Source organism: Echinicola soli, assembly GCF_006575665.1.
GTDB lineage: Bacteria > Bacteroidota > Bacteroidia > Cytophagales > Cyclobacteriaceae > Echinicola > Echinicola soli.
This window is the reverse complement of sequence record NZ_CP041253.1, coordinates 2,606,600-2,625,429: the sequence shown is the minus strand read 5'-3', so window position 1 is coordinate 2,625,429 and position 18,830 is coordinate 2,606,600. Positions and strand designations below refer to the sequence as shown.

Below are 18,830 nucleotides of genomic sequence, written 5' to 3'. Positions count from 1 at the left end.
TTATATTGATACGGGATCGCTTCATTTCGCATCCGCTATATTCGCGATGACGGTGTTTGATATAGGCCCTAAGTCTCAAGTCTCAGTACTCATATATCATTACTTGATACTTTCATTTTGCCTTTTAGATAAATTAAGATCATTCCATTATACTTTTTGGTTTAAAACTGTATCTTTAGGAAATACAAAACGTCAATTTTTATCATGGGGAAAATAATTGAAACCAAAGACATTAAGAAAACTTATGTGATGGGCGCTGAAAAAGTACAGGCCCTCAAATCTGTCACCATTGATATCAACAAAGGAGAATATGTCGCTTTTATGGGACCATCAGGTTCTGGGAAATCGACCTTGATGAATATTATTGGCTGTCTGGACACCCCTACCGCCGGCAACTATGTCCTGAACAACAAAGATGTCAGTCACATGTCCGAAAACGATTTGGCCGAAATCAGGAACAAGGAAATTGGTTTTGTGTTTCAAACCTTCAACCTGCTTCCCCGCGCTACTTGTCTTGAGAATGTGGCTTTACCGCTTATCTATGCAGGATTCAATAAATCAGACCGTGAGGACAAAGCCTTCTTGGCACTCAAGAGCGTAGGACTCGAAGACCGGATCAACCACAAACCCAATGAGCTATCAGGGGGCCAGCGTCAAAGAGTCGCCATCGCCCGTGCATTGGTCAACGACCCCAGCATCATCCTTGCCGATGAGCCTACAGGAAACCTGGACTCCAAGACCTCCCACGACATCATGAACCTCTTTGATGAACTCCATCAAAAGGGAAACACCATCATCATGGTTACCCACGAAGATGACATTGCCCATTTCGCCCATCGTATCGTAAGACTCCGGGATGGCCTAGTGGAAACAGACCAAAGAAACCCCAACCCTACAAAAAATAATTTTCAGGCGGTCAGCGAATAGTATTGCAATTAAATGCTTAATTTTGCTTCCTGATTTCAAAGTAGAAAATGAAATCGGTGAAATTTTCTTTAGCCTGGGCTAAGGAAATATCTTCCATTTCGTTATACCTAAAAACTTTATCGAATGAAGCTTTACACAAAAGGAGGCGACCAAGGCCAGACTTCCCTATTGGGAGGAAGTAGGGTTTCCAAAGCTGACTTACGAATAGAAGCTTATGGCACCATAGATGAGTTAAATGCTTTTTTAGGACTACTCAAGGATCAGGCGGTAAACCAAAAACGCTCCGGCCAGTTAAAAACCATCCAAGACCGGTTGTTTACCATCGGAGCAGACTTGGCCACTGAGCAAGGGAACGACAAGGTAAAGAAACCAGACATTCTAGAAGAGGATGTAGCTTATTTAGAAAAGGAAATTGACCAGATGGAAGAAAAACTTCCTTTGCTGAAAAATTTCATATTACCAGGAGGGCATCCTGCTATCTCATACAGCCATGTAGCCAGAACAGTGTGCAGGAGAGCTGAAAGAAGGATTATCGCACTCCATACCCAGGAAGCATTGGACGAAATAATAATCAAATACCTAAACAGACTTTCAGATTACCTGTTTGTACTGGGAAGGATAATAGCAATAGAATTAGAAGTAAAAGAGATCACGTGGGAATCTAGAGTTTAATACCATGAATACAACAATAGACATCCAAATAAAACAAACCAGCCAATCCAAATTACAAGGAACTGATTTTGAAAACCTGAGTTTTGGACAGGTAATGAGTGACCATATGTTTGTGGCCGATTATAAAAATGGTGAATGGCAGGACTTCAGGGTAGAGCCTTATGCTCCACTCAGCCTAAACCCCGCCAATGCTACCCTTCATTATGGCCAGTCAGTTTTTGAAGGCTTGAAAGCTTATAAAGACGGAAACAATAATGTACTCATCTTCCGACCAGATGCCAATCAGCGACGCCTGAACGAATCAGCGGATCGTCTGTGCATTCCACAGATTCCTGAGGATGTTTTCATGGAGGGATTAAGGAAATTGCTGGAAGTAGACAGGGAGTGGATCCCCAATAAGCCTGGCTGTTCGCTCTATATCCGTCCATTTATCTTTGCCACTGACGACTACCTGGGCATTAGGCCATCGGCCACATATAAGTTTATGATTTTCACTTGTCCGGTGGGTCACTACTACGCCAAACCTGTGTCGGTGAAAGTGGAGACCAAATACACACGGGCCGCTGAAGGAGGAACCGGACAAGCAAAAGCAGCGGGGAACTATGCCGGCTCGCTCTACCCTGCCCAAATCGCACAGAAGCAAGGCTATGACCAATTACTGTGGACAGATGGAAAAAGCCATCAAAACATCGAAGAAAGCGGCACCATGAACGTCATGTTCATCATCAATGGCTCCCTTATCACAGCCCCCACCTCTAAGGGCACGATCCTAAAGGGCATTACCCGTGATTCTGTTTTGACATTAGCAAAAGAAAAAGGGCTAAAGGTAGATGAACGATTCCTGACAGTGTCAGAACTCAAAGAAGCCTTGGAGAACAACACCCTTCAAGAGGCTTTTGGAACGGGAACTGCAGCCACCATTGCTCATATTTACAAAATTAATGTAGGCGACAAGGATTACGACCTTCCTGAGAAGCCTGCCGACTCCTTTTCCTACCAAGTACTGGAGACCCTTGATGCCATAAAATATGGTCGACAAGAAGATAAACATGGGTGGATCACCAAAGTCTGAAATCCCATCATAATAGTATAAAACCAAGCATTTCAGGATCTTTACTTTTTCTGAAATGCTTTTTTTATGATTTACAACGGTACTAAAACAAAACCTGAGAGTCAATCAAACGTTATAAATAGAGCTTTTTTCCAATACTAAACCGATTAGTTTATGAACAAAAACATCAGTTTATTTCTTTTTTGCAGTTTATTGGCACTGACGACCCTTGGATGCTCCTCTGCCCATGCACAGCGATACATGATTCTTCAGAAGGGCGGAAATCAAAAGACACGCATCAAGTATGAGGAAGGTGACCTGATCACCTATCAAACCAAGGACATGAGCTACTTCATCAGTGATCAGATCAAGGAAATCCACCGTGATTTTTTGGTGCTCAGGGAAAATATCATTCGTCCGGAAAACATCGCCGTAGTGGATGTACGCGACACCAGAGAGCAAAATCGGACAATAAAAAGTTTCAGTACCATCTTTGCCGCAGCAGGTGCCTTGCTGTTGACCGCCGAAACCATTAACAGCCTCTACACTGAAGGTGAACTCTCCTATTCCAAAGGCGGTCTCATCATATCGGGCACTTTGCTCGCGGGGAGCTTCGTCATTTCGAGATTTAAGAAAAAGTATTTTAAGAATGAAGGGAGGAACAAGATCCAAATCATATACCTGGATATCACGCCCTTGAAAGAAGAAAACGACAAAAAGAACCTCTATCAATAGCTCGGATCAAGCATCGGTTCTGGACGGGAAGGTTTTATTCAACCAGTAAGCTGTTGTGAAGGTGTAAAAAGTGCTTTTTTCATAAGGCCATAAAAAAAAAGCCTCCAAGACCCGAAGGCACTAAGTGCTATTTGTCCATGCCAAACCGTGGCCAATACATCTTCAAAAAAAACTTGTGCCGTGGTGGCTTTGTGGCTATTCCTTTTGCCAAACCAAAAACCTACACGTCTTAGGGTCTTCGCGGCAGCAATCCTGAAATTAAGTATAATACTGCTAAATACTTTTAGTGGATAATTTTAAATCCCAATTGAAATCAAATGACACCATAAAGATCACCGTACAGATTTAGGTAAAGCCATAAAATTTGACGAAATTCGCATCTCTTAAAAATCAATTAAACGAAAATAAATTTATGACATCAGAACAGTTGAAAGACTTGAAGGCGCGTATCACGGCCTTAAGGAGGTATCTTTGACTACGATCGTAAGAAAGCAGAAATAGAAGATTTAGAAGCAGTATCCGCACAACCTGACTTTTGGAACAACCCTGAAGAAGCCGAAAAGACCATGAAGCAGATTCAGGCACGGAAGGGCTGGACCGGCTCTTATGAAAGTGCCGAAGCCAAAGTCCAGGACCTGGAAGTACTGCATGAATTCTACACCGCAGGAGACGTAGAAGAAGATGAGATCAAAGCTGATTACCAAAAGGCACTTAACGAAATCGAAGAGCTAGAGCTGAAAAAAATGCTCAGCAATGAAGAAGACCAGCTAAGTGCACTGATGGAAATCAACCCCGGGGCAGGCGGCACAGAAAGTAACGACTGGGCCTCCATCCTCATGAGAATGTACATCATGTGGGGAGAGAAAAACGGCTACAAGGTCAAGGAAGTGGACCTACAGGAAGGTGATGTAGCGGGCATCAAATCCGTTACGTTGGAATTTGATGGGCCATTGGCTTATGGCTTCCTGAAATCAGAAATCGGCGTACACCGATTGGTGAGAATTTCACCTTTTGACAGCGGTGGCAGAAGACATACTTCTTTCGCCTCAGTGTATGTGTATCCCGTGGTGGATGAATCCATTGATATTGAAATCAGTCCAGCAGATATCGAGCTACACACTTCCCGTTCAGGGGGTGCTGGAGGGCAGAATGTTAATAAGGTAGAAACCAAAGTCCAGCTTACGCACAAGCCTACCGGAATTGTGGTGGTCTGTCAGGTAGAACGATCGCAACTTGCCAACCGTGAAAAGGCCATGCAAATGCTAAAATCACGTCTCTATCAAATGGAAATGGAAAAACGCAACGCCGAGAGAGACAAGATCGAAGCAGGTAAAATGAAAATTGACTTTGGCTCGCAGATCAGGAACTATGTATTACATCCGTACAAGCTAGTCAAAGACGCCAGGACAAGCCATGAAACCTCAGACGTACAAACTGTCTTGGACGGAGGCCTGAACGACTTTATCAAAGCATACCTGTTGGCACAAAGTGAAGAAGAAGCTGAAAACAATTAATTTTCCGCTTCATCAAAACCTAGCAATCCCAATTTGATCGTAATATGTCATTGCGAATGGAACGGGGAGTGGAACGAAGCAATCTCGTTTTTAAGAAGACTTCCTCTAAGCCCTGTTTAGCACCAGGCAGGCCTGCCTGGTGCTAAACAGGCTCGCAGTGACGGTTTATAATTCAAAATCAGGTCAATAAGCGCACCGGACTCTCTCCGGTGTGCTTTTCTATTTAAACTGGCGAACGATGAACTTGCAAAAATTACTTCCTCCGTTTTTTACGTTGCGCTTTCTGCAGTTATGCCTGAGTTCCTTTCTTTTCTTTGCCAGTTTTAACATGATCATTCCCGAACTACCTGCTTATTTGAGCAGTTTGGGCGGTGAGGATTATAAGGGTCTGATTATCGCTCTGTTCACCTTGACCGCAGGCCTTTCCAGGCCATTCAGTGGCAAGCTGGCAGATCGCATAGGTCGAGTACCCGTTATGATCTTTGGCGCAGGAGTTTGCCTGGTAGTGAGCTTGCTCTATCCAATGATTTCCGGAGTGGCTGGCTTCTTATGCCTACGCTTCTTTCATGGCTTTAGTACAGGCTTTACGCCTACAGGAATTTCGGCATACGTCGCCGACATAGTGCCATTCAATCGTCGCGGAGAAGCCATGGGGCTCCAATCGCTCTTTAGTTCACTGGGCATGGCCGCCGGTCCAGCTTTAGGAGGCTACATTGCCAGCTTGCATGGCATCACTCCATTATTTTACTGTTCATCTGGTGTAGCGCTGATTTCCATTCTATTACTGGCCCGATTGAAGGAGACCGTACCGGAAACAGAACCTTTCCGCATGGGACATTTCAAATTAAAAAAAGATGAGCTATTTGAAAAAAGAGTATTTTCTCCCTGCTTTGTACTGTTCTTTTCTTACCTATCCTTCGGCATCATCCTGACCATTATCCCTGATTTTTCAACATTTCTAAAAATCGAAAACAAAGGGATTTTCTTTGCTGTATTTACCCTTAGCTCACTGGCCATACGGTTACTTGCCGGAAGGGCATCAGACCGCTATGGCAGGATCCCGGTGTTAAAAGCTGCTACTTTTTGCCTAGCCATGGCCATGGCCGCCACTGCCTTTAGCCACTCCAAGGAAATGCTGATTTTCTCAGGTGTACTCTTCGGTTTTGCTCTGGGCATGACTTCACCGACCATCGCTGCATGGACCATCGACTTGTCCCTATCGGCTTTCAGAGGGCGGGGACTGGCGACCATGTACATTGCATTAGAAGCGGGGATTGGCATTGGTGCTTTAGGATCAGGGTGGATTTATGGCAATCAACACGACAGGTTCCCACTGGTATTCCTAATGGGTACTGCCGGTGCCATGGTAGCTTTCCTCTACCTATTTATCACTAAGACTGCCTCCAAAATACCTCATGAAGAACTCAGTAAATCATCCTCCTAATGCTTACCTGCCTTGTAAATGCAGCGCTGATCCTTCAGTAGCTTATCGATGTCTTGTTTTTCCCAATTGGATTTTATCTCCTTCAGGTTGGTCTCATAGTTTTGCTTGAACTTCCTCCGATAAATTGCCTCTACAAATCTTCTCACATCAGTAGCATCTTCCAAGATCAACCTGGGCACCTTGGTAGGCTTGTCGTCCTCCCCTTTGGCCACCATCGTAAAATAGCAGGTATTGGTATGCTTGACATTTCCCACTTTTACGTTTTCGGAAATCACCTTTATCCCTATTACCATGGAGCTGTTTCCCACATAGTTTATGGAAGCCATAAGGGAGACCAGTTCTCCCACCTCCACCGGCTGCAAAAAATCCACCGTATCCACCGAAACGGTCACACAATAGGCTCCACTGTGCTTACTGGCTGTGGCATAAGCCACCTTATCCATCAGCGAAAGTAAAATTCCCCCGTGGATTTTCCCGCCAAAATTGGCATAAGAAGGAATCATCAGTTCGGTAATGGTGGTTCTGGAAAAAGCAGACGTTCTCGCTATTTCTTTATCTATACTCATGATTGGTCTCTTTAAAAACTGCAAACAATTCGATAAAGATAAAACAAACTCTCCAAAAGACCCTGAAGAAGACTGAAATCAATCCATCAAATATGGGATCAGGCTACCCCCAATCGCTGATTATTTCGAGAAAGCAAACGCAGGCTAAGCCGCTGAAACCTCAAAAGTAACAACCCACCGGTAATGGTCAGGCCAATTAACAGCCCATACCAAATTCCTTTTTCTTCAGCTCCCCAGTGAAAGGCAAGCATGTATCCCAGCGGAAGTGCAATCACCCAATACGCCACTAAAGTGATCACAGTAGGCATCTTTACATCTGCCATGCCCCTGAGTGCTCCCAGGCCAACTACCTGAATACCGTCGGACAGCTGAAATAACCCGGCAATCACCAATAACCCCGCAGTCATTTCCACCACCTCTGAATCCCCTATGTAAAGTAATGGAAGGTAGTCCTTAAAGACTATAAAAATCCCCGCAAACAACAACATAAATGCTGCGATCATGCCAAAACAGGTGAAACCCGCTTCACGAAGGGTTTTGATATCGTTTCTTCCAAGCTGATTCCCTACCCTGACCATTGCGGCAGCAGATAATCCTGAGGCCATCATATAACTGATGGAGGCTAAGTTTATGGCAATTTGATGAGCAGCCAATGCATTTACTCCTATCCAGCCCATCATAATTGCTGCTGAGCTAAATGCCCCCACCTCAAACACAAACTGAAACCCCGTGGGAACGCCAATCTTCAGAAGCTTACTGAACATCGGAAAATACAGCTTCCTAAAATCAAGCTTCAACTTATACTTCTTGAACAACGCACTTTTCCATATGAAATACGCCATAACCAGTGCCATCAACACCCTAGAAATCAACGTCGCCCAACCGGCTCCGTTCAGTCCCATTGGCGCAAATCCAAGGTGACCATATATCAACACCCAGTTTAGGAACACATTGACCACATTACAGAGAATAGTGATCAACATCGCCTCTTTGGTATGGCTCAATCCTTCGGCAAACTGCCTAAATGTCTGAAAAAACATCAGGGGAATTAAGGAGAGGGTAATCACTCCTAAAAACGGAATCGCCTGCTCCACGACTCCTTCCGGCTGGTTCATATGTGCCAGGAGTGGTGACGCCAATACGATCACCAAAAACAAAATGACGCCAGTAAACCCGTTGATAGCAAAACCATGGTTAAAAACCCGCGTAATTTTACGTGGCTTTCCTTCTCCATCAGCAGCTGCCACCAGTGGTGTCATGGCCATCGAAACCCCTGTACCAAACATCATTACCACAAAAAAGATGCTATTGGCCAAGGAGGCCGCCGCTAGCGGCTCTGCTCCAAGCCTTCCGACCATCATACTGTCCGCCACCCCTACCAAAACCTGTCCCAACTGACTTAACATCACCGGATAGGCCAGGTTAAAGGTTTTGGAAAAGTGCTCCTTAAAATTCAGTTGCTTTAAATACATCATCCGTTAGCCGCTAAGCCACTTTGAATCTCTTTACACTAGAAAACAAATCGTTGAAAAAAATTATACGCCAAGCATCCTGGCCGCTTTTAGCAAGACCGCCACACTGATCACATCTGTAATCTCTCCATCGAGAACTTTCTGGACCGCCTCTTTTAAAGGTAGCTTTTTCACCTCAATTTTCTCCGTATCCTCAAAAGCCGTTTCTCCCGCGCTCAAGCCTTGTGCCAAATAAGCAAAGCCTTCTTCATCTGTAACAGAATTGGAGGTATGAAACCGCATGATCGGTGTCCACTTCTCCGCAGTCAATCCCGTTTCCTCCTTCAGTTCCCTTTTGGCACCCTCAAGGATATCTTCTCCTATTGGGCTGCCTCCTTCAGGGATCTCCCAACTGTATTCATCAATCGTATACCGAAACTGACCTACCAGCCACGTGTTGAGTTCCTCATCCACGGGCAAAATCGCCATGGCCTTATTCTTAAATTTAACCTTTCCATACAACCCATCAGTGCCAGCGGGAGTGACCACTTGGTGCTCTTCAAGCTCTATCCAAGAGTTGGAGTATAACGACTTCCTTGACTTGGTTTTCCAAGGATTCTCTTCCATAATATTCAATACTTTTCAAAAAAAAAGGGCGACTGAACAGCCACCCTTGATTGATTAAATTTCTTTTAATTTAAGCAGGGATCGGCAATACTTTGCTGTCCTTAAAGGTAGAAAGGATGACCATAGACTGCATAGAGTCTACTTCCTTGATCTCACTTACCTTCTCTAGCATCAATTTCTGGTAAGACGTAATGTCCTTAGAGATGATCTTCAATATAAAATCCCCTGTTCCGGTGATATGGTGACACTCGATCACTTCAGGAATCGCTTCGATTTCCTTCATGAAAGCATCAATATTTGCTTTGTTGTGACCGATCAAGCTTACCAAAACAAACGTACTTACACCAAGACCGATTCTTTCTGGGTCCAGTTTTGCGTGATAGCTCTTAATAATGCCAGACTGTTCAAGTTTCTTTACACGCTCCAAAGTAGGGGCTGGAGACAAGCCAATATCCTTTGAAAGTTGCGCATTGGTAATTTTTGCGTTGGCTTGAAGAATTTCGAGGATCTTGCGATCAATTTTGTCGAATTTTACTTTTATGTGATTATCCATGATTTATAGTATTTGCAAAATTTTATGTCGTGCAAAGGTAATATATTTTCAAATTATTTTAAAGCTATTCAAGACAAAAAACGACCATAAATACAAAATATTGTTAATTTTAGCCTTGAATATTTAAAACTTTTCACACCATAAAACTTTATTATATCCAAAATTTCAAATTTTCTCTTGATTGATTTTATTATACACGTACTATGCAGTATTAAAGTTTATTCTTTTTTAAAAAATCTCTGGCTTCTTGATGAGCGGGGTGTTTTCGCTTAGCATATTTCTTCACCATTTTGAGGTAATCCTTGGCTTCTTTATCCCTTCCTTCACTGGCTGCTATTTTCCCTAAATGCAGTAAAGCATACAGGTAATACCCGCTTTCCTGGCTTTCTGATTCTTCTCCGAAGGACACTGTTTTCTGGTAATATTTTTTGGCATTTGGTACATCATTTATCCGATCATAGTATTGAGCAGCAAAAAACGAGGCGTACCTTCCACTGTTCGCTTCATATCCAAGCTGTTCGTCTTCAATACGTCGAAGGATATCAAGCGAGGCTTCTTTTGCTTGCGCTCCTCTACCCACCGCATATAACTGGCGGGCATAAAACCGATGGAAATAGGGGTTGTTTGGATATTTCTCATGCAAGTAATCTGTAATCTGCAAAGCATCGTAAGGGCGCTTTTCCTCCGAAGCATACAATCGAAAAAGAAAATACTGCGCTTCTACCCTGGCATAAAATGCATTTTTGGAAACTTCTTCCAGTTGCATCAATCCCAGGGCTTTGTCACCTTTGGGAAACAGTGCCATAACGGGCTTCATCAATGGATAATTTTCCGGAATCCATACCGAGAAATAGTTAAACAATGCCTCTCCAAGCAACAATTCCGGACTCAACTCCTCTTCACCCTTGCTCAGCTCCATGTACTTTAGCGCATTCTTTCCAGCAATTGCCGTAGCAGTCCAACTGTCACGCTCACTCAGCAGCCTACCCTTAAATCCATACGCCGCAGCCAAAAAGAAAGCTGCTTCTTTATTATCTGGATCCTCATCCAGCATTACTTCGGCCTTGGTGATCGTTTCCTCCATAAACCTCAAAAAGATCTTGTCGTTCTCTTCATTGTCCATGTCGGGAACAATCTTCCACCATTGCGCAAGCCCCATGAGAAAATAAGGTAGCGGATGTTCAGGATACGTATATCGCATTATCGCAAATCCCCTTTCGGCGGTCTCAAAATCAAAATTATACATGCTGTTGATTGCCTCGGTAATCCTGAACTGGAGTCCCTTGTCCAACAGCAAGTATTTTGGTTTTTCTGAAGACACTTCTGCAGAATCCCTTTGAAACTGTCGGCCATCTACCTCTTGAGATGCAAACAGCAGAATAATGAAAAGGTATGTTGCGATTTTCATTGAATTATTTTTTAGCAAAATTACGACCTTCTTCATTTTCCTTAATAGAAATTCTGAAATTTATTATTATGCCGACTAAACATTGATAACGATCAGCTCTGCCCTTAATTTTACTATCGCCATTTTTTTAATTGTCTTTGGAAACCATTTATGCTCAATTTTAGTTTCCATGTCCTTAAAAAAAAACACAGTTTTCGCTATATGAAATCAAAAACTTCGCCTATCCTAAAATAGAATATGGCTTCAAAAAACCATTACATACCTATAAAAACGGTAAAAAACGAGGCTTTTTTGGCCAAAAATAGGCTTTAATGGCGCTTTTCCTTTCAAAAGTGCAATAAAACCTGTATTCTCGTGTTACAATAACAAAACCAACTAGAATTTCTAAACACCAAACCAAAATGAAAAGAAGTATTATCATAGCACTTTTCGTGTGTATCGCTGTATGCAATACCTCTTTAGCCCAGGACAACCCTGAGCCTGAAAAACCACAGAACTCCCTCAATGGCGGCACCATCGAAAGCCAGTTTGACTACCTCAATGACGCCTCCAATAACTACCAAGAGTACAAAGTGGTCAAGAAGACCAACCTGAGCAAGATCAAATCAAACATCTTGGATTCACTAAAGGTATTCAAAGACCAGATCGTGGAGAAAAACAGCAAAATCAACGAGCAGAACGCTAAGATCGACCAGCTAAACACCGGAATAGAAAATGCCGAAAATGAGCTCAACGAAACCTTGGCGGCCAAAGACAGTTTCTCCTTTCTGGGGATCCAAGTATATAAAACCACATACAGCACCATGATGTGGAGCATCATCATTGGCCTGGGCATTGCACTTGCATACTTTATTTATAAGTATTCCAACAGCCACAAGGTCATTGTCGAAACACGAAAAGACCTCATTGAAATCAAGGAAGAGTTTGAAACCCATCGCAAAAACACACTGGACAGGGAGCGTAAGCTGAAGCGCCAGCTCGTGGATGAAATGAACAAAAAACAGGGGATTACTTCTTAACGATATTCCAAAAAGGGAAAGCCAAGCTTTCCCTTTTTTTATAGCCTTTTTTTGCCACCCTTTTAAAAATGGTTAAATCGCCCTGTTTTCGTGAATATTTTTTTATTTTCGCCTTTCACATCAGTGTAACTCAAACATGATCAATTATAGAAAAGTCAATAACCTCACAGGCTGGGTTTTATTTTTAATTGCCTCACTCGTTTATCTTCTGACGATAGAAGAAACGGCCAGTTTTTGGGATCCGGGAGAATTCATAGCAGTAGCCTATAAGCTGCAGGTTCCCCACCCTCCAGGTGCGCCTTTCTTCCTGCTTATATACAGGATGTTTTCTTTCTTTGCTCTTGGGGATCCCCTTGAGATTGCCTTTTGGATGAATGCCGGCAGTGCTCTCTTCAGCGGGTTCACCATCCTCTTCTTGTTTTGGTCCATCACCCTTCTTGGCAGAAAGCTGTTCAAACTGGAAAAAGATAAGGAAAGCAAAGGCCACACCATCGCTCTTATGGGAGCTGGTATCATCGGCTCTTTGGTCTATACATTTTCAGATAGCTTTTGGTTTTCGGCCGTTGAATCGGAAGTGTACGCCATGTCTTCCTTTTTTACGGCCATTGTTATCTGGGCCTTCTTAAAATGGGATGTCATCGAAAACCCAAAAGATGAAAACCGATATATGATTTTCATTGCTTATTTGGTAGGACTATCCATCGGGGTTCACTTGCTTAACTTGGTGACGCTACCTGCCCTGGCCTTGGTAGTTTACTTTAAGAAATACAAGAACCCAAACCTCAAGGGAGCCATAGTCGCTTTCCTATTGGGAGGGGTAGCCTTGGTAGCAATCAATAACATCATTATACCAGGATTGCCCAGCCTGGCAGGATCCATGGAAATTTTCTTTGTCAACAGCATTGGGTTGCCATTTGGTTCTGGTATCATTTTCTTTATCGTACTTTTTCTCGGAGGCCTTATTGCCGCTGTCATCTACTCGATCAAGCAGGAAAAGGTTATCCTGAACACCGTATTGCTTTCATTGACCTTTATCTTGATCGGCTATGGTTCGTATTCGCTCATCATCATCCGCTCCAATGCCAATCCACCAATCAATGAAAATGCACCGAAGGACATTATCAGCTTTGTCAGTTACCTTAAGCGCGAACAGTACGGTTACCGTCCTTTGATGCACGGACAATACTTCACAGCTGAAGTACAAGAGCAAAAAGAGGGAGATCCTGTCTATGCCAAAGGAGATGACAAATATGAAATTGTCGATTATGAAATGGTCACGGAGTACGATCCGGAAAAAACCACTATTCTTCCACGTATATATTCCACTCAGGCCCAACATAAACGACTTTACCGTCAAAAACTTGGCTTAAGGGAAGGTGAAGAACCTACTTTTGGTGACAATATCGCTTTTATGCTGGATCACCAGCTGGGACATATGTACTGGCGTTATTTCTTATGGAATTTCTCCGGTAGGGAAAGCGACATCACCGATGCCCCCTGGATGGGCATCACCAATGCCTTCGAAGACTATCCTGATTTCATCGAAAACAACAAAGCCCACAATAATTACCTGATGCTTCCTTTACTACTGGGGCTCATAGGACTGCTGTTTCAGGCCAAGTACGATACCAAGTCATTCTGGCTTACCACGATGCTGTTCCTGATGATGGGTGTGGTACTGGTACTTTACCTCAATTCCCCACCTGTGGAACCCCGTGAGCGGGATTATATTTACGTTGGGTCCTTTTATGCGTTCGCCATATGGATAGGAATGGGTGTGTTGGCCATTGCTCATGGTCTGGCCAAGCTGAACAAGAACTTTGCGGTAGCCTCTATCATGGCGACGCTAATCGCCTTCCCGGTACCTGTATTGATGGCTTCCCAAAACTATGATGACCATGACCGTTCAGACCGATACTTCTCTGTAGATTCAGCGCGAAACTTCCTTGCTTCATGTGAAGAAAACGCCATTCTTTTTACGGGAGGGGACAATGACACCTTCCCGCTTTGGTATGTGCAGGAGGTCGAAGGCTTTAGGACAGACGTGCGTGTCATTGTGCTAAGCTATTTTGATACAGATTGGTATGTAGAGCAAATGACCAGGCCTATCAATAAGTCCGCTGCGTTGCCATTCTCTCTGGAGAAAAAGAACTTTAAGCGGGGCACCAATGACATCCTATTTGTCAATGACCGCCAAGGACTGGAAATGATATCGATCAAAGAATACCTGAGACTCCTTAAAAACGAAAGCGATCTACTGAAAGTAAAATCAGGCTATACCAATACCATCTACCAAGTACCTTCCAGGAACCTGATTCTCGAAGTGGACTCTGCTGAAGTGATCCAAAAAGGCGTGGTACCAGAAGGTATGGAAAACCTTACCGTGAACCATATGAACCTTAGGGTAAAAGGAAATTACCTGACCAAGGGAAACCTGATGCTACTGGACCTTATCGCTACAAACAACTGGGAGAGACCAATTTATTTCAACAACACCTCCCTTTCCTCTATCAGCCTCGATCTGAGCAATCATGTGGTGATGGAAGGCCTTACGTATCGACTGTTACCTGTCCAAAAGCCAGAAAATGTCGATGAGTTCGTCAACACTGATCTGGCATATAAAAATGTCACGGAGAACTTCGCATACCGTGGCATGAACAACCCGGACAATTACTTCGACGAAGAATACAGAAGGTTTACCTCTAACCACCGAAGCATGTTTAACAGCCTGACCAATGCACTGATCATGGAAGATAAGCTGGACATGGCCGCAGACATTCAAAAGCTGAGCATGGATAAGTTCCCTAACGAAGCCATTCCATATGACCTGTCCAGCGGGCAGTCTGTACCTTCGTTATTCGAATTAGGGGAAGATGATATGGCACTGGACATCATCGAGGTGCTTTCAAAGAGAGCGTTCGAGATGCTGCAGTTTTACCAGGAAAAAAATCGTGCCATGGACAGGGAAGTGATGTATTCCCTAGAGATGATGCGGTTCTTTGTACCACTGCTGCAAGAACGTGGATACGACGAACTGGCCACCGAAATCCAGAACAATCTGGACAAAGTAATGGGGACGTCAGCCTCCCCGCGAGGCATCCTCCAGAACAGGAAATAAAACTAAAAAGAGCGGCTCAAAAGGCCGCTCTTTTTAGTTTTCATCCTTCCAACAAAAACAATCTTTCTCCAAAGCTAGTCTTGGTATTGCAAATGTAATATAGGGTAAGGATTGCCTTCGTCATCCAAGGGTGAGCGGCCTTCGACTTTAAAGCCAATATGTTTATAAAATGCCACTGCTCGACTGTTATCTTCATTGACATCTACTTTTTTGACCTTTAGGCTATGAATGGCATAATGCATCAATGCCCCACCCATACCCGTACCCATTGTAGCAGGATGGACAAACAGCATTTCCACTTTGTCCCCAGCCACTCCAACAAATCCCTCAATATTGCCCGCTTCATTTCTTATGCAGGCCAGCGTAACCATATCTAAATATTGGTTTAGGATCAACGGCTTAAAACGCTCGATATCCCCGGGCTTCAAAAAATCATGAGTAGCCCTCACAGAAGCTTCCCAAACACCTACTACGGCAGAATACTCCTCTTTGCTGACCTCATCAATACTGAATTGTATAGCCACTTTATTTCTTTTCTAACACATAAAACAAATCCAGTCCTTTATCAGGATGATCTACTACCAAGTAGTCCTCATGGGTAATATCGGTTACGGTATTGCCACCTTGTTTGTGGAGCTTATTACGGTTCACCCGATTCAATAGTTCATATGGCATTCGCAAGATGGATGCAGGCAGGCGGTGCTGCAGGTCAAAAATATCGAAACGCATGATTTTATTTACTGACTTCCTGTTGGCCTCGTGATAACTCCAGACCTTATCGTTCCCTCCGATTCCTTTGGCATTCACCTTGTCAAACACCTGCTCACAAAGCTGAACTAATTCAGTGCCTGTATATTCCCTGATGTGCCAAGGGTTTCTACTGAGTGTATGGCGAATATTTGGCGTAGAAATAATGGCTTTGCCACCAGGCTTCAGCACGCGATAGATTTCTTCTAAAAACACCTTATCTTCCTGGATATGCTCGATCACCTGAAAACTCACCACCGTATCATAATGCTCAGAAGGCACCGTACCCAGAGGGGGGATCACCGCCTGCTCAAACTTTGCCTGAGGAAATTTCTGCTGTAACTTATCGATTACTTCACCGATTTTGTCCAGCCCATGGTAAGAACGCACCAGATCACTGAGCACTTCCACTCCTCGGCCTTCTCCACAGCCAATTTCCAATAAATCTCCATTTACCAAAGGTTTCGCCGCAATGTATGCCTTTAATAAACGTTGATGAATTGGGTTATCACTTACCAACTTATCCGAAGCAATTTCCGTTGTATAGGTAGCCATTTAAAATTTTATTATTTTAAGCAAAATTAAGGTTAATTTTTAAAACCGAATGATGATAAAGATAAAGACAGTAAATTTAACATTACTTAGTACTTCCTTGATACTGTTTCTGACAGCATGGAATGCACAGGCACAAAGTAACCTGAAAAACATCAATCAAAGCCTTCGTTATTCCCGGTACTCCCGGATTTCGCCCAAGATTATCCCAATAAAAACCGGTGAAAGGAAATTCCTGCTTCAAATGCCGGTGGAAAAAATCGAAGAAAGCCCCAACTTTGATGATTACGCCTTTTCTTATGTAGTCGTAGAAGACTTCGAAGAAGAGATCAATGAAAAAAACATCGTCCCACTTACCTCATCTGATTTGACTAAAGACACCGACAGGCATTTCTATTTCGAAAAGTCCGTCACCATTCCTACAGACCAGCAAGAGGCCTATGCGGTAATCATCTGCAAGGACACCCGACAGGGTGACCAATACGTCTACCATGCCGATCTCATCAGCCCTTTTATTGCTGACATCCCTGGCTTTGGCGCCTATTACGATAATGACATTCCTTTTGATCAAACATTTATCAATAAAGGAGAAGCACTGCTTTTCAAGAGTGGCAAAAGTTTGAACTTCTATAATTACTTTTATCCCCAGGATTTTGAAATCCCTCTCCCCCCCATGGAAACCCGACCTGCTCCTGTGGCCAAGGACATTCAGGTGATCGACAATGGCGAGTTCTTGGTCAATGTCCCTCAGCCCTTTGAAGAGGAAGGATATTATTTTGTTCAGACAGACACCACTGAGCAAACTGGATTTATGGTCAAAGCCACTAGTGCTGCCTATCCCCGTGTATCCACCTATGATGAGATGATCGACAAATTGGTATACATCTCTACCAGAAACGAGCATGAAGCACTGCGTGCCGCAGAAGACAAGAAGAAAGCATTGGATCAATACTGGTTGGAGCTGACACATGATACGGAAAAAGCACAGGGAATTATCCGTGAGTATTTCCGTCAAATTGAGTTTGCCAATATTCTCTTCACAGATTTTAAAGAAGGGTGGAAAACTGACCGTGGCATGATCTACACCGTTATGGGACCTCCTGCCAGTGTATTTTTTGACGCTGATAAAGAAATCTGGATTTATGCTAAAATAGGCTCCAAGTCAAAAATAAGCTTTACCTTTGCTCGAATTAGGAATATATTTACACCAAATTACTACAAGTTGAACCGTTCCAGATCATATCAGCCTGAATGGTTCCAAAGCATTACATTATGGAGAAGCGGAAAGATGGCTTTCTGATCGAAAAGGGAGCGCACGAAAAAGATTTCATATTTGGCACTAGAGCAGTGATGGAAGCCCTCCATGCGCAGAAAGACATTGACAAAATCCTGGTGAACAAGGAGCTGAACAATGAACTGATCAAGGAACTCCTCAGCCAGGCGAAACAAGACCGCGTACCGGTGGTAAAAGTCCCTGAGGCCAAGCTGAACAGGATCACGCGCAAGAACCATCAAGGCGTCGTGGCACACATGTCTGCCATACAATATGCTTCCATCGATAATGTCATCACGGAGTGTTTTTCCAAAGGTGTAGATCCCCTGATTTTGGTATTGGACAGGATTACTGATGTGAGAAACTTTGGTGCCATAGCCAGAACGGCCGAATGCGCTGGCGTACATGCCATCATTATTCCTGAAAAAGGCGCTGCCCAGATCAATTCCGACGCTGTAAAAACCTCTGCGGGAGCACTTAACTTTTTACCTGTTTGCAGGGCCAGGAATCTCCATTTTATGGTGAAGGACCTTAAAAAAATGGGATTAAATATCGTCAGCTGTACTGAAAAAACGGAGCGAAAAATGTACGATGCAGATTACACTGTACCTACAGCCATCATCATGGGCTCTGAAGAAGACGGCATATCCGATGACCTGATGGAACTGAGTGATGAATTTGTCCGCATCCCCATGGCCGGCAATATTGAAAGCCTCAATGTATCAGTGGCCAGTGGTGTATTGATCTACGAAATCATCCGACAACGAACCAAATAAGGGGCTATCGGAAAAGTTTGGGCATGAATCCCTCTATTTTAATATGGTTTCTTTTTTGCCACAAAGATTCTAAGACCCAAAGCTGTTTGTTTTCCATGAAATTTGGAATCCGCCTACAAAACACTTCGTGTCTTGGCGACTTCGTGGCGACATACCAAATGAATGGAAACCTTACCCCGCCCCCAGAAATATGGCGTGGTCCGGAGTATTCTAGATATGTGGTATTGAGTTGAAAACTCAATATTCGTAGTTCCGCAGCACAGCTGTCGGAACTACAGGAACCTATCCTAAATAGTTGGTTTTCAGCATTCAAGATCAGGTTGTTATAAAAAATCTGCGCTAATCTTCTTAATCTGCGCCACCTGCGTGCTATCGGAACCAATCCAATCCCCCCAAC

17 protein-coding genes are annotated in these 18,830 nt (G+C 43.6%); 10 read left to right on the top strand and 7 right to left on the bottom strand.

The features are described 5' to 3' along the window. Positions 1–204: 204 nt before the first annotated feature. From FKX85_RS10480 to FKX85_RS10455, 6 genes are all read left to right on the top strand, one after another. Positions 205–927 (top strand): ABC transporter ATP-binding protein, encoded by a 723-nt coding sequence (locus tag FKX85_RS10480; protein ID WP_141614680.1) that lies wholly within the window; start codon positions 205–207, stop codon positions 925–927. 123 nt (positions 928–1,050) lie between these two features. Further along, complete coding sequence (locus tag FKX85_RS10475) at positions 1,051–1,599, top strand: cob(I)yrinic acid a,c-diamide adenosyltransferase (RefSeq protein WP_141614679.1); 549 nt, start codon at positions 1,051–1,053, stop codon at positions 1,597–1,599. Between the two features lie 4 nt (positions 1,600–1,603). After that, positions 1,604–2,671, top strand: coding sequence for a branched-chain amino acid aminotransferase (locus FKX85_RS10470; protein WP_141614678.1), 1,068 nt, complete (start codon positions 1,604–1,606; stop codon positions 2,669–2,671). A gap of 153 nt (positions 2,672–2,824) precedes the next feature. Then, positions 2,825–3,385 (top strand): hypothetical protein, encoded by a 561-nt coding sequence (locus FKX85_RS10465; RefSeq protein WP_141614677.1) that lies wholly within the window; start codon positions 2,825–2,827, stop codon positions 3,383–3,385. 412 nt (positions 3,386–3,797) lie between these two features. Continuing rightward, positions 3,798–4,899 (top strand): peptide chain release factor 2 gene (prfB, locus tag FKX85_RS10460; RefSeq protein ID WP_141614676.1). Its coding sequence is split into 2 segments (ribosomal slippage): positions 3,798–3,857 and positions 3,859–4,899, totalling 1,101 coding nucleotides; the frame shifts between segments, so codons are not numbered across the junction. Positions 4,900–5,137: 238 nt separating this feature from the next. After that, positions 5,138–6,343, top strand: coding sequence for an MFS transporter (locus FKX85_RS10455; protein ID WP_141614675.1), 1,206 nt, complete (start codon positions 5,138–5,140; stop codon positions 6,341–6,343). Here the strand turns inward: FKX85_RS10455 and FKX85_RS10450 are convergent. The 5 genes from FKX85_RS10450 to FKX85_RS10430 all read right to left on the bottom strand — a co-directional run bounded on the left by FKX85_RS10450 (position 6,340) and on the right by FKX85_RS10430 (position 10,948). Continuing rightward, positions 6,340–6,909, bottom strand: a complete 570-nt coding sequence (locus tag FKX85_RS10450; RefSeq protein ID WP_141614674.1) for an acyl-CoA thioesterase — start codon at positions 6,907–6,909, stop codon at positions 6,340–6,342. The two genes, FKX85_RS10455 and FKX85_RS10450, sit on opposite strands and share 4 nt — an antisense overlap. Positions 6,910–7,007: 98 nt before the next feature. After that, positions 7,008–8,381: an MATE family efflux transporter gene (locus FKX85_RS10445; protein WP_141616763.1), complete on the bottom strand. Its 1,374-nt coding sequence runs from the start codon at positions 8,379–8,381 to the stop codon at positions 7,008–7,010. 63 nt (positions 8,382–8,444) lie between these two features. Then, positions 8,445–8,987: an NUDIX domain-containing protein gene (locus FKX85_RS10440; RefSeq protein ID WP_141614673.1), complete on the bottom strand. Its 543-nt coding sequence runs from the start codon at positions 8,985–8,987 to the stop codon at positions 8,445–8,447. 70 nt (positions 8,988–9,057) lie between these two features. Next, on the bottom strand, positions 9,058–9,540 hold the full coding sequence (locus FKX85_RS10435; RefSeq protein ID WP_141614672.1) for an Lrp/AsnC family transcriptional regulator: 483 nt from the start codon (positions 9,538–9,540) through the stop codon (positions 9,058–9,060). 211 nt (positions 9,541–9,751) lie between these two features. Then, complete coding sequence (locus tag FKX85_RS10430) at positions 9,752–10,948, bottom strand: tetratricopeptide repeat protein (protein WP_141614671.1); 1,197 nt, start codon at positions 10,946–10,948, stop codon at positions 9,752–9,754. 401 nt (positions 10,949–11,349) lie between these two features. Between FKX85_RS10430 and FKX85_RS10425 the strand changes: the two genes are divergently transcribed. Further along, positions 11,350–11,967 (top strand): hypothetical protein, encoded by a 618-nt coding sequence (locus FKX85_RS10425; protein ID WP_141614670.1) that lies wholly within the window; start codon positions 11,350–11,352, stop codon positions 11,965–11,967. A 136-nt stretch (positions 11,968–12,103) separates the two neighbouring features. Next, on the top strand, positions 12,104–15,085 hold the full coding sequence (locus tag FKX85_RS10420; protein ID WP_141614669.1) for a glycosyltransferase family 117 protein: 2,982 nt from the start codon (positions 12,104–12,106) through the stop codon (positions 15,083–15,085). 74 nt (positions 15,086–15,159) lie between these two features. Here FKX85_RS10420 and FKX85_RS10415 read toward each other — a convergent pair whose 3' ends face one another. Further along, entirely contained in the window at positions 15,160–15,609 is a 450-nt protein-coding gene (locus FKX85_RS10415) for a GNAT family N-acetyltransferase (RefSeq protein ID WP_229239824.1), read from the bottom strand. Position 15,610: 1 nt separating this feature from the next. Then, the gene (locus tag FKX85_RS10410; protein ID WP_141614668.1) at positions 15,611–16,387 is read right to left on the bottom strand and encodes a class I SAM-dependent methyltransferase; all 777 of its coding nucleotides are present in this window, start codon (positions 16,385–16,387) and stop codon (positions 15,611–15,613) included. Positions 16,388–16,436: 49 nt separating this feature from the next. Here FKX85_RS10410 and FKX85_RS10405 point away from each other — a divergent pair, with 49 nt between their 5' ends. Both FKX85_RS10405 and rlmB read left to right on the top strand, forming a co-directional pair. Next, complete coding sequence (locus tag FKX85_RS10405) at positions 16,437–17,684, top strand: GWxTD domain-containing protein (RefSeq protein WP_141614667.1); 1,248 nt, start codon at positions 16,437–16,439, stop codon at positions 17,682–17,684. Beyond that, on the top strand, positions 17,657–18,433 hold the full coding sequence (gene rlmB / locus FKX85_RS10400; RefSeq protein ID WP_141614666.1) for a 23S rRNA (guanosine(2251)-2'-O)-methyltransferase RlmB: 777 nt from the start codon (positions 17,657–17,659) through the stop codon (positions 18,431–18,433). The genes FKX85_RS10405 and rlmB overlap by 28 nt, the downstream gene beginning before the upstream one ends. Positions 18,434–18,830: the final 397 nt, after the last annotated feature.

What these genes read in the sequence shown, in the direction of transcription:
- FKX85_RS10480 (WP_141614680.1), top strand. Translation starts at nt 205, where the DNA reads ATGGGGAAAATAATTGAAACCAAAGACATTAAGAAAACTTATGTGATG.
- FKX85_RS10445 (WP_141616763.1), bottom strand. Translation starts at nt 8,381, where the DNA reads ATGTATTTAAAGCAACTGAATTTTAAGGAGCACTTTTCCAAAACCTTT.
- FKX85_RS10405 (WP_141614667.1), top strand. Translation starts at nt 16,437, where the DNA reads ATGATGATAAAGATAAAGACAGTAAATTTAACATTACTTAGTACTTCC.
- FKX85_RS10465 (WP_141614677.1), top strand. Translation starts at nt 2,825, where the DNA reads ATGAACAAAAACATCAGTTTATTTCTTTTTTGCAGTTTATTGGCACTG.
- FKX85_RS10435 (WP_141614672.1), bottom strand. Translation starts at nt 9,540, where the DNA reads ATGGATAATCACATAAAAGTAAAATTCGACAAAATTGATCGCAAGATC.
- FKX85_RS10470 (WP_141614678.1), top strand. Translation starts at nt 1,604, where the DNA reads ATGAATACAACAATAGACATCCAAATAAAACAAACCAGCCAATCCAAA.
- FKX85_RS10420 (WP_141614669.1), top strand. Translation starts at nt 12,104, where the DNA reads ATGATCAATTATAGAAAAGTCAATAACCTCACAGGCTGGGTTTTATTT.
- rlmB (WP_141614666.1), top strand. Translation starts at nt 17,657, where the DNA reads ATGGAGAAGCGGAAAGATGGCTTTCTGATCGAAAAGGGAGCGCACGAA.
- FKX85_RS10430 (WP_141614671.1), bottom strand. Translation starts at nt 10,948, where the DNA reads ATGAAAATCGCAACATACCTTTTCATTATTCTGCTGTTTGCATCTCAA.
- FKX85_RS10425 (WP_141614670.1), top strand. Translation starts at nt 11,350, where the DNA reads ATGAAAAGAAGTATTATCATAGCACTTTTCGTGTGTATCGCTGTATGC.
- FKX85_RS10475 (WP_141614679.1), top strand. Translation starts at nt 1,051, where the DNA reads ATGAAGCTTTACACAAAAGGAGGCGACCAAGGCCAGACTTCCCTATTG.
- FKX85_RS10455 (WP_141614675.1), top strand. Translation starts at nt 5,138, where the DNA reads ATGAACTTGCAAAAATTACTTCCTCCGTTTTTTACGTTGCGCTTTCTG.
- FKX85_RS10450 (WP_141614674.1), bottom strand. Translation starts at nt 6,909, where the DNA reads ATGAGTATAGATAAAGAAATAGCGAGAACGTCTGCTTTTTCCAGAACC.
- FKX85_RS10440 (WP_141614673.1), bottom strand. Translation starts at nt 8,987, where the DNA reads ATGGAAGAGAATCCTTGGAAAACCAAGTCAAGGAAGTCGTTATACTCC.
- FKX85_RS10410 (WP_141614668.1), bottom strand. Translation starts at nt 16,387, where the DNA reads ATGGCTACCTATACAACGGAAATTGCTTCGGATAAGTTGGTAAGTGAT.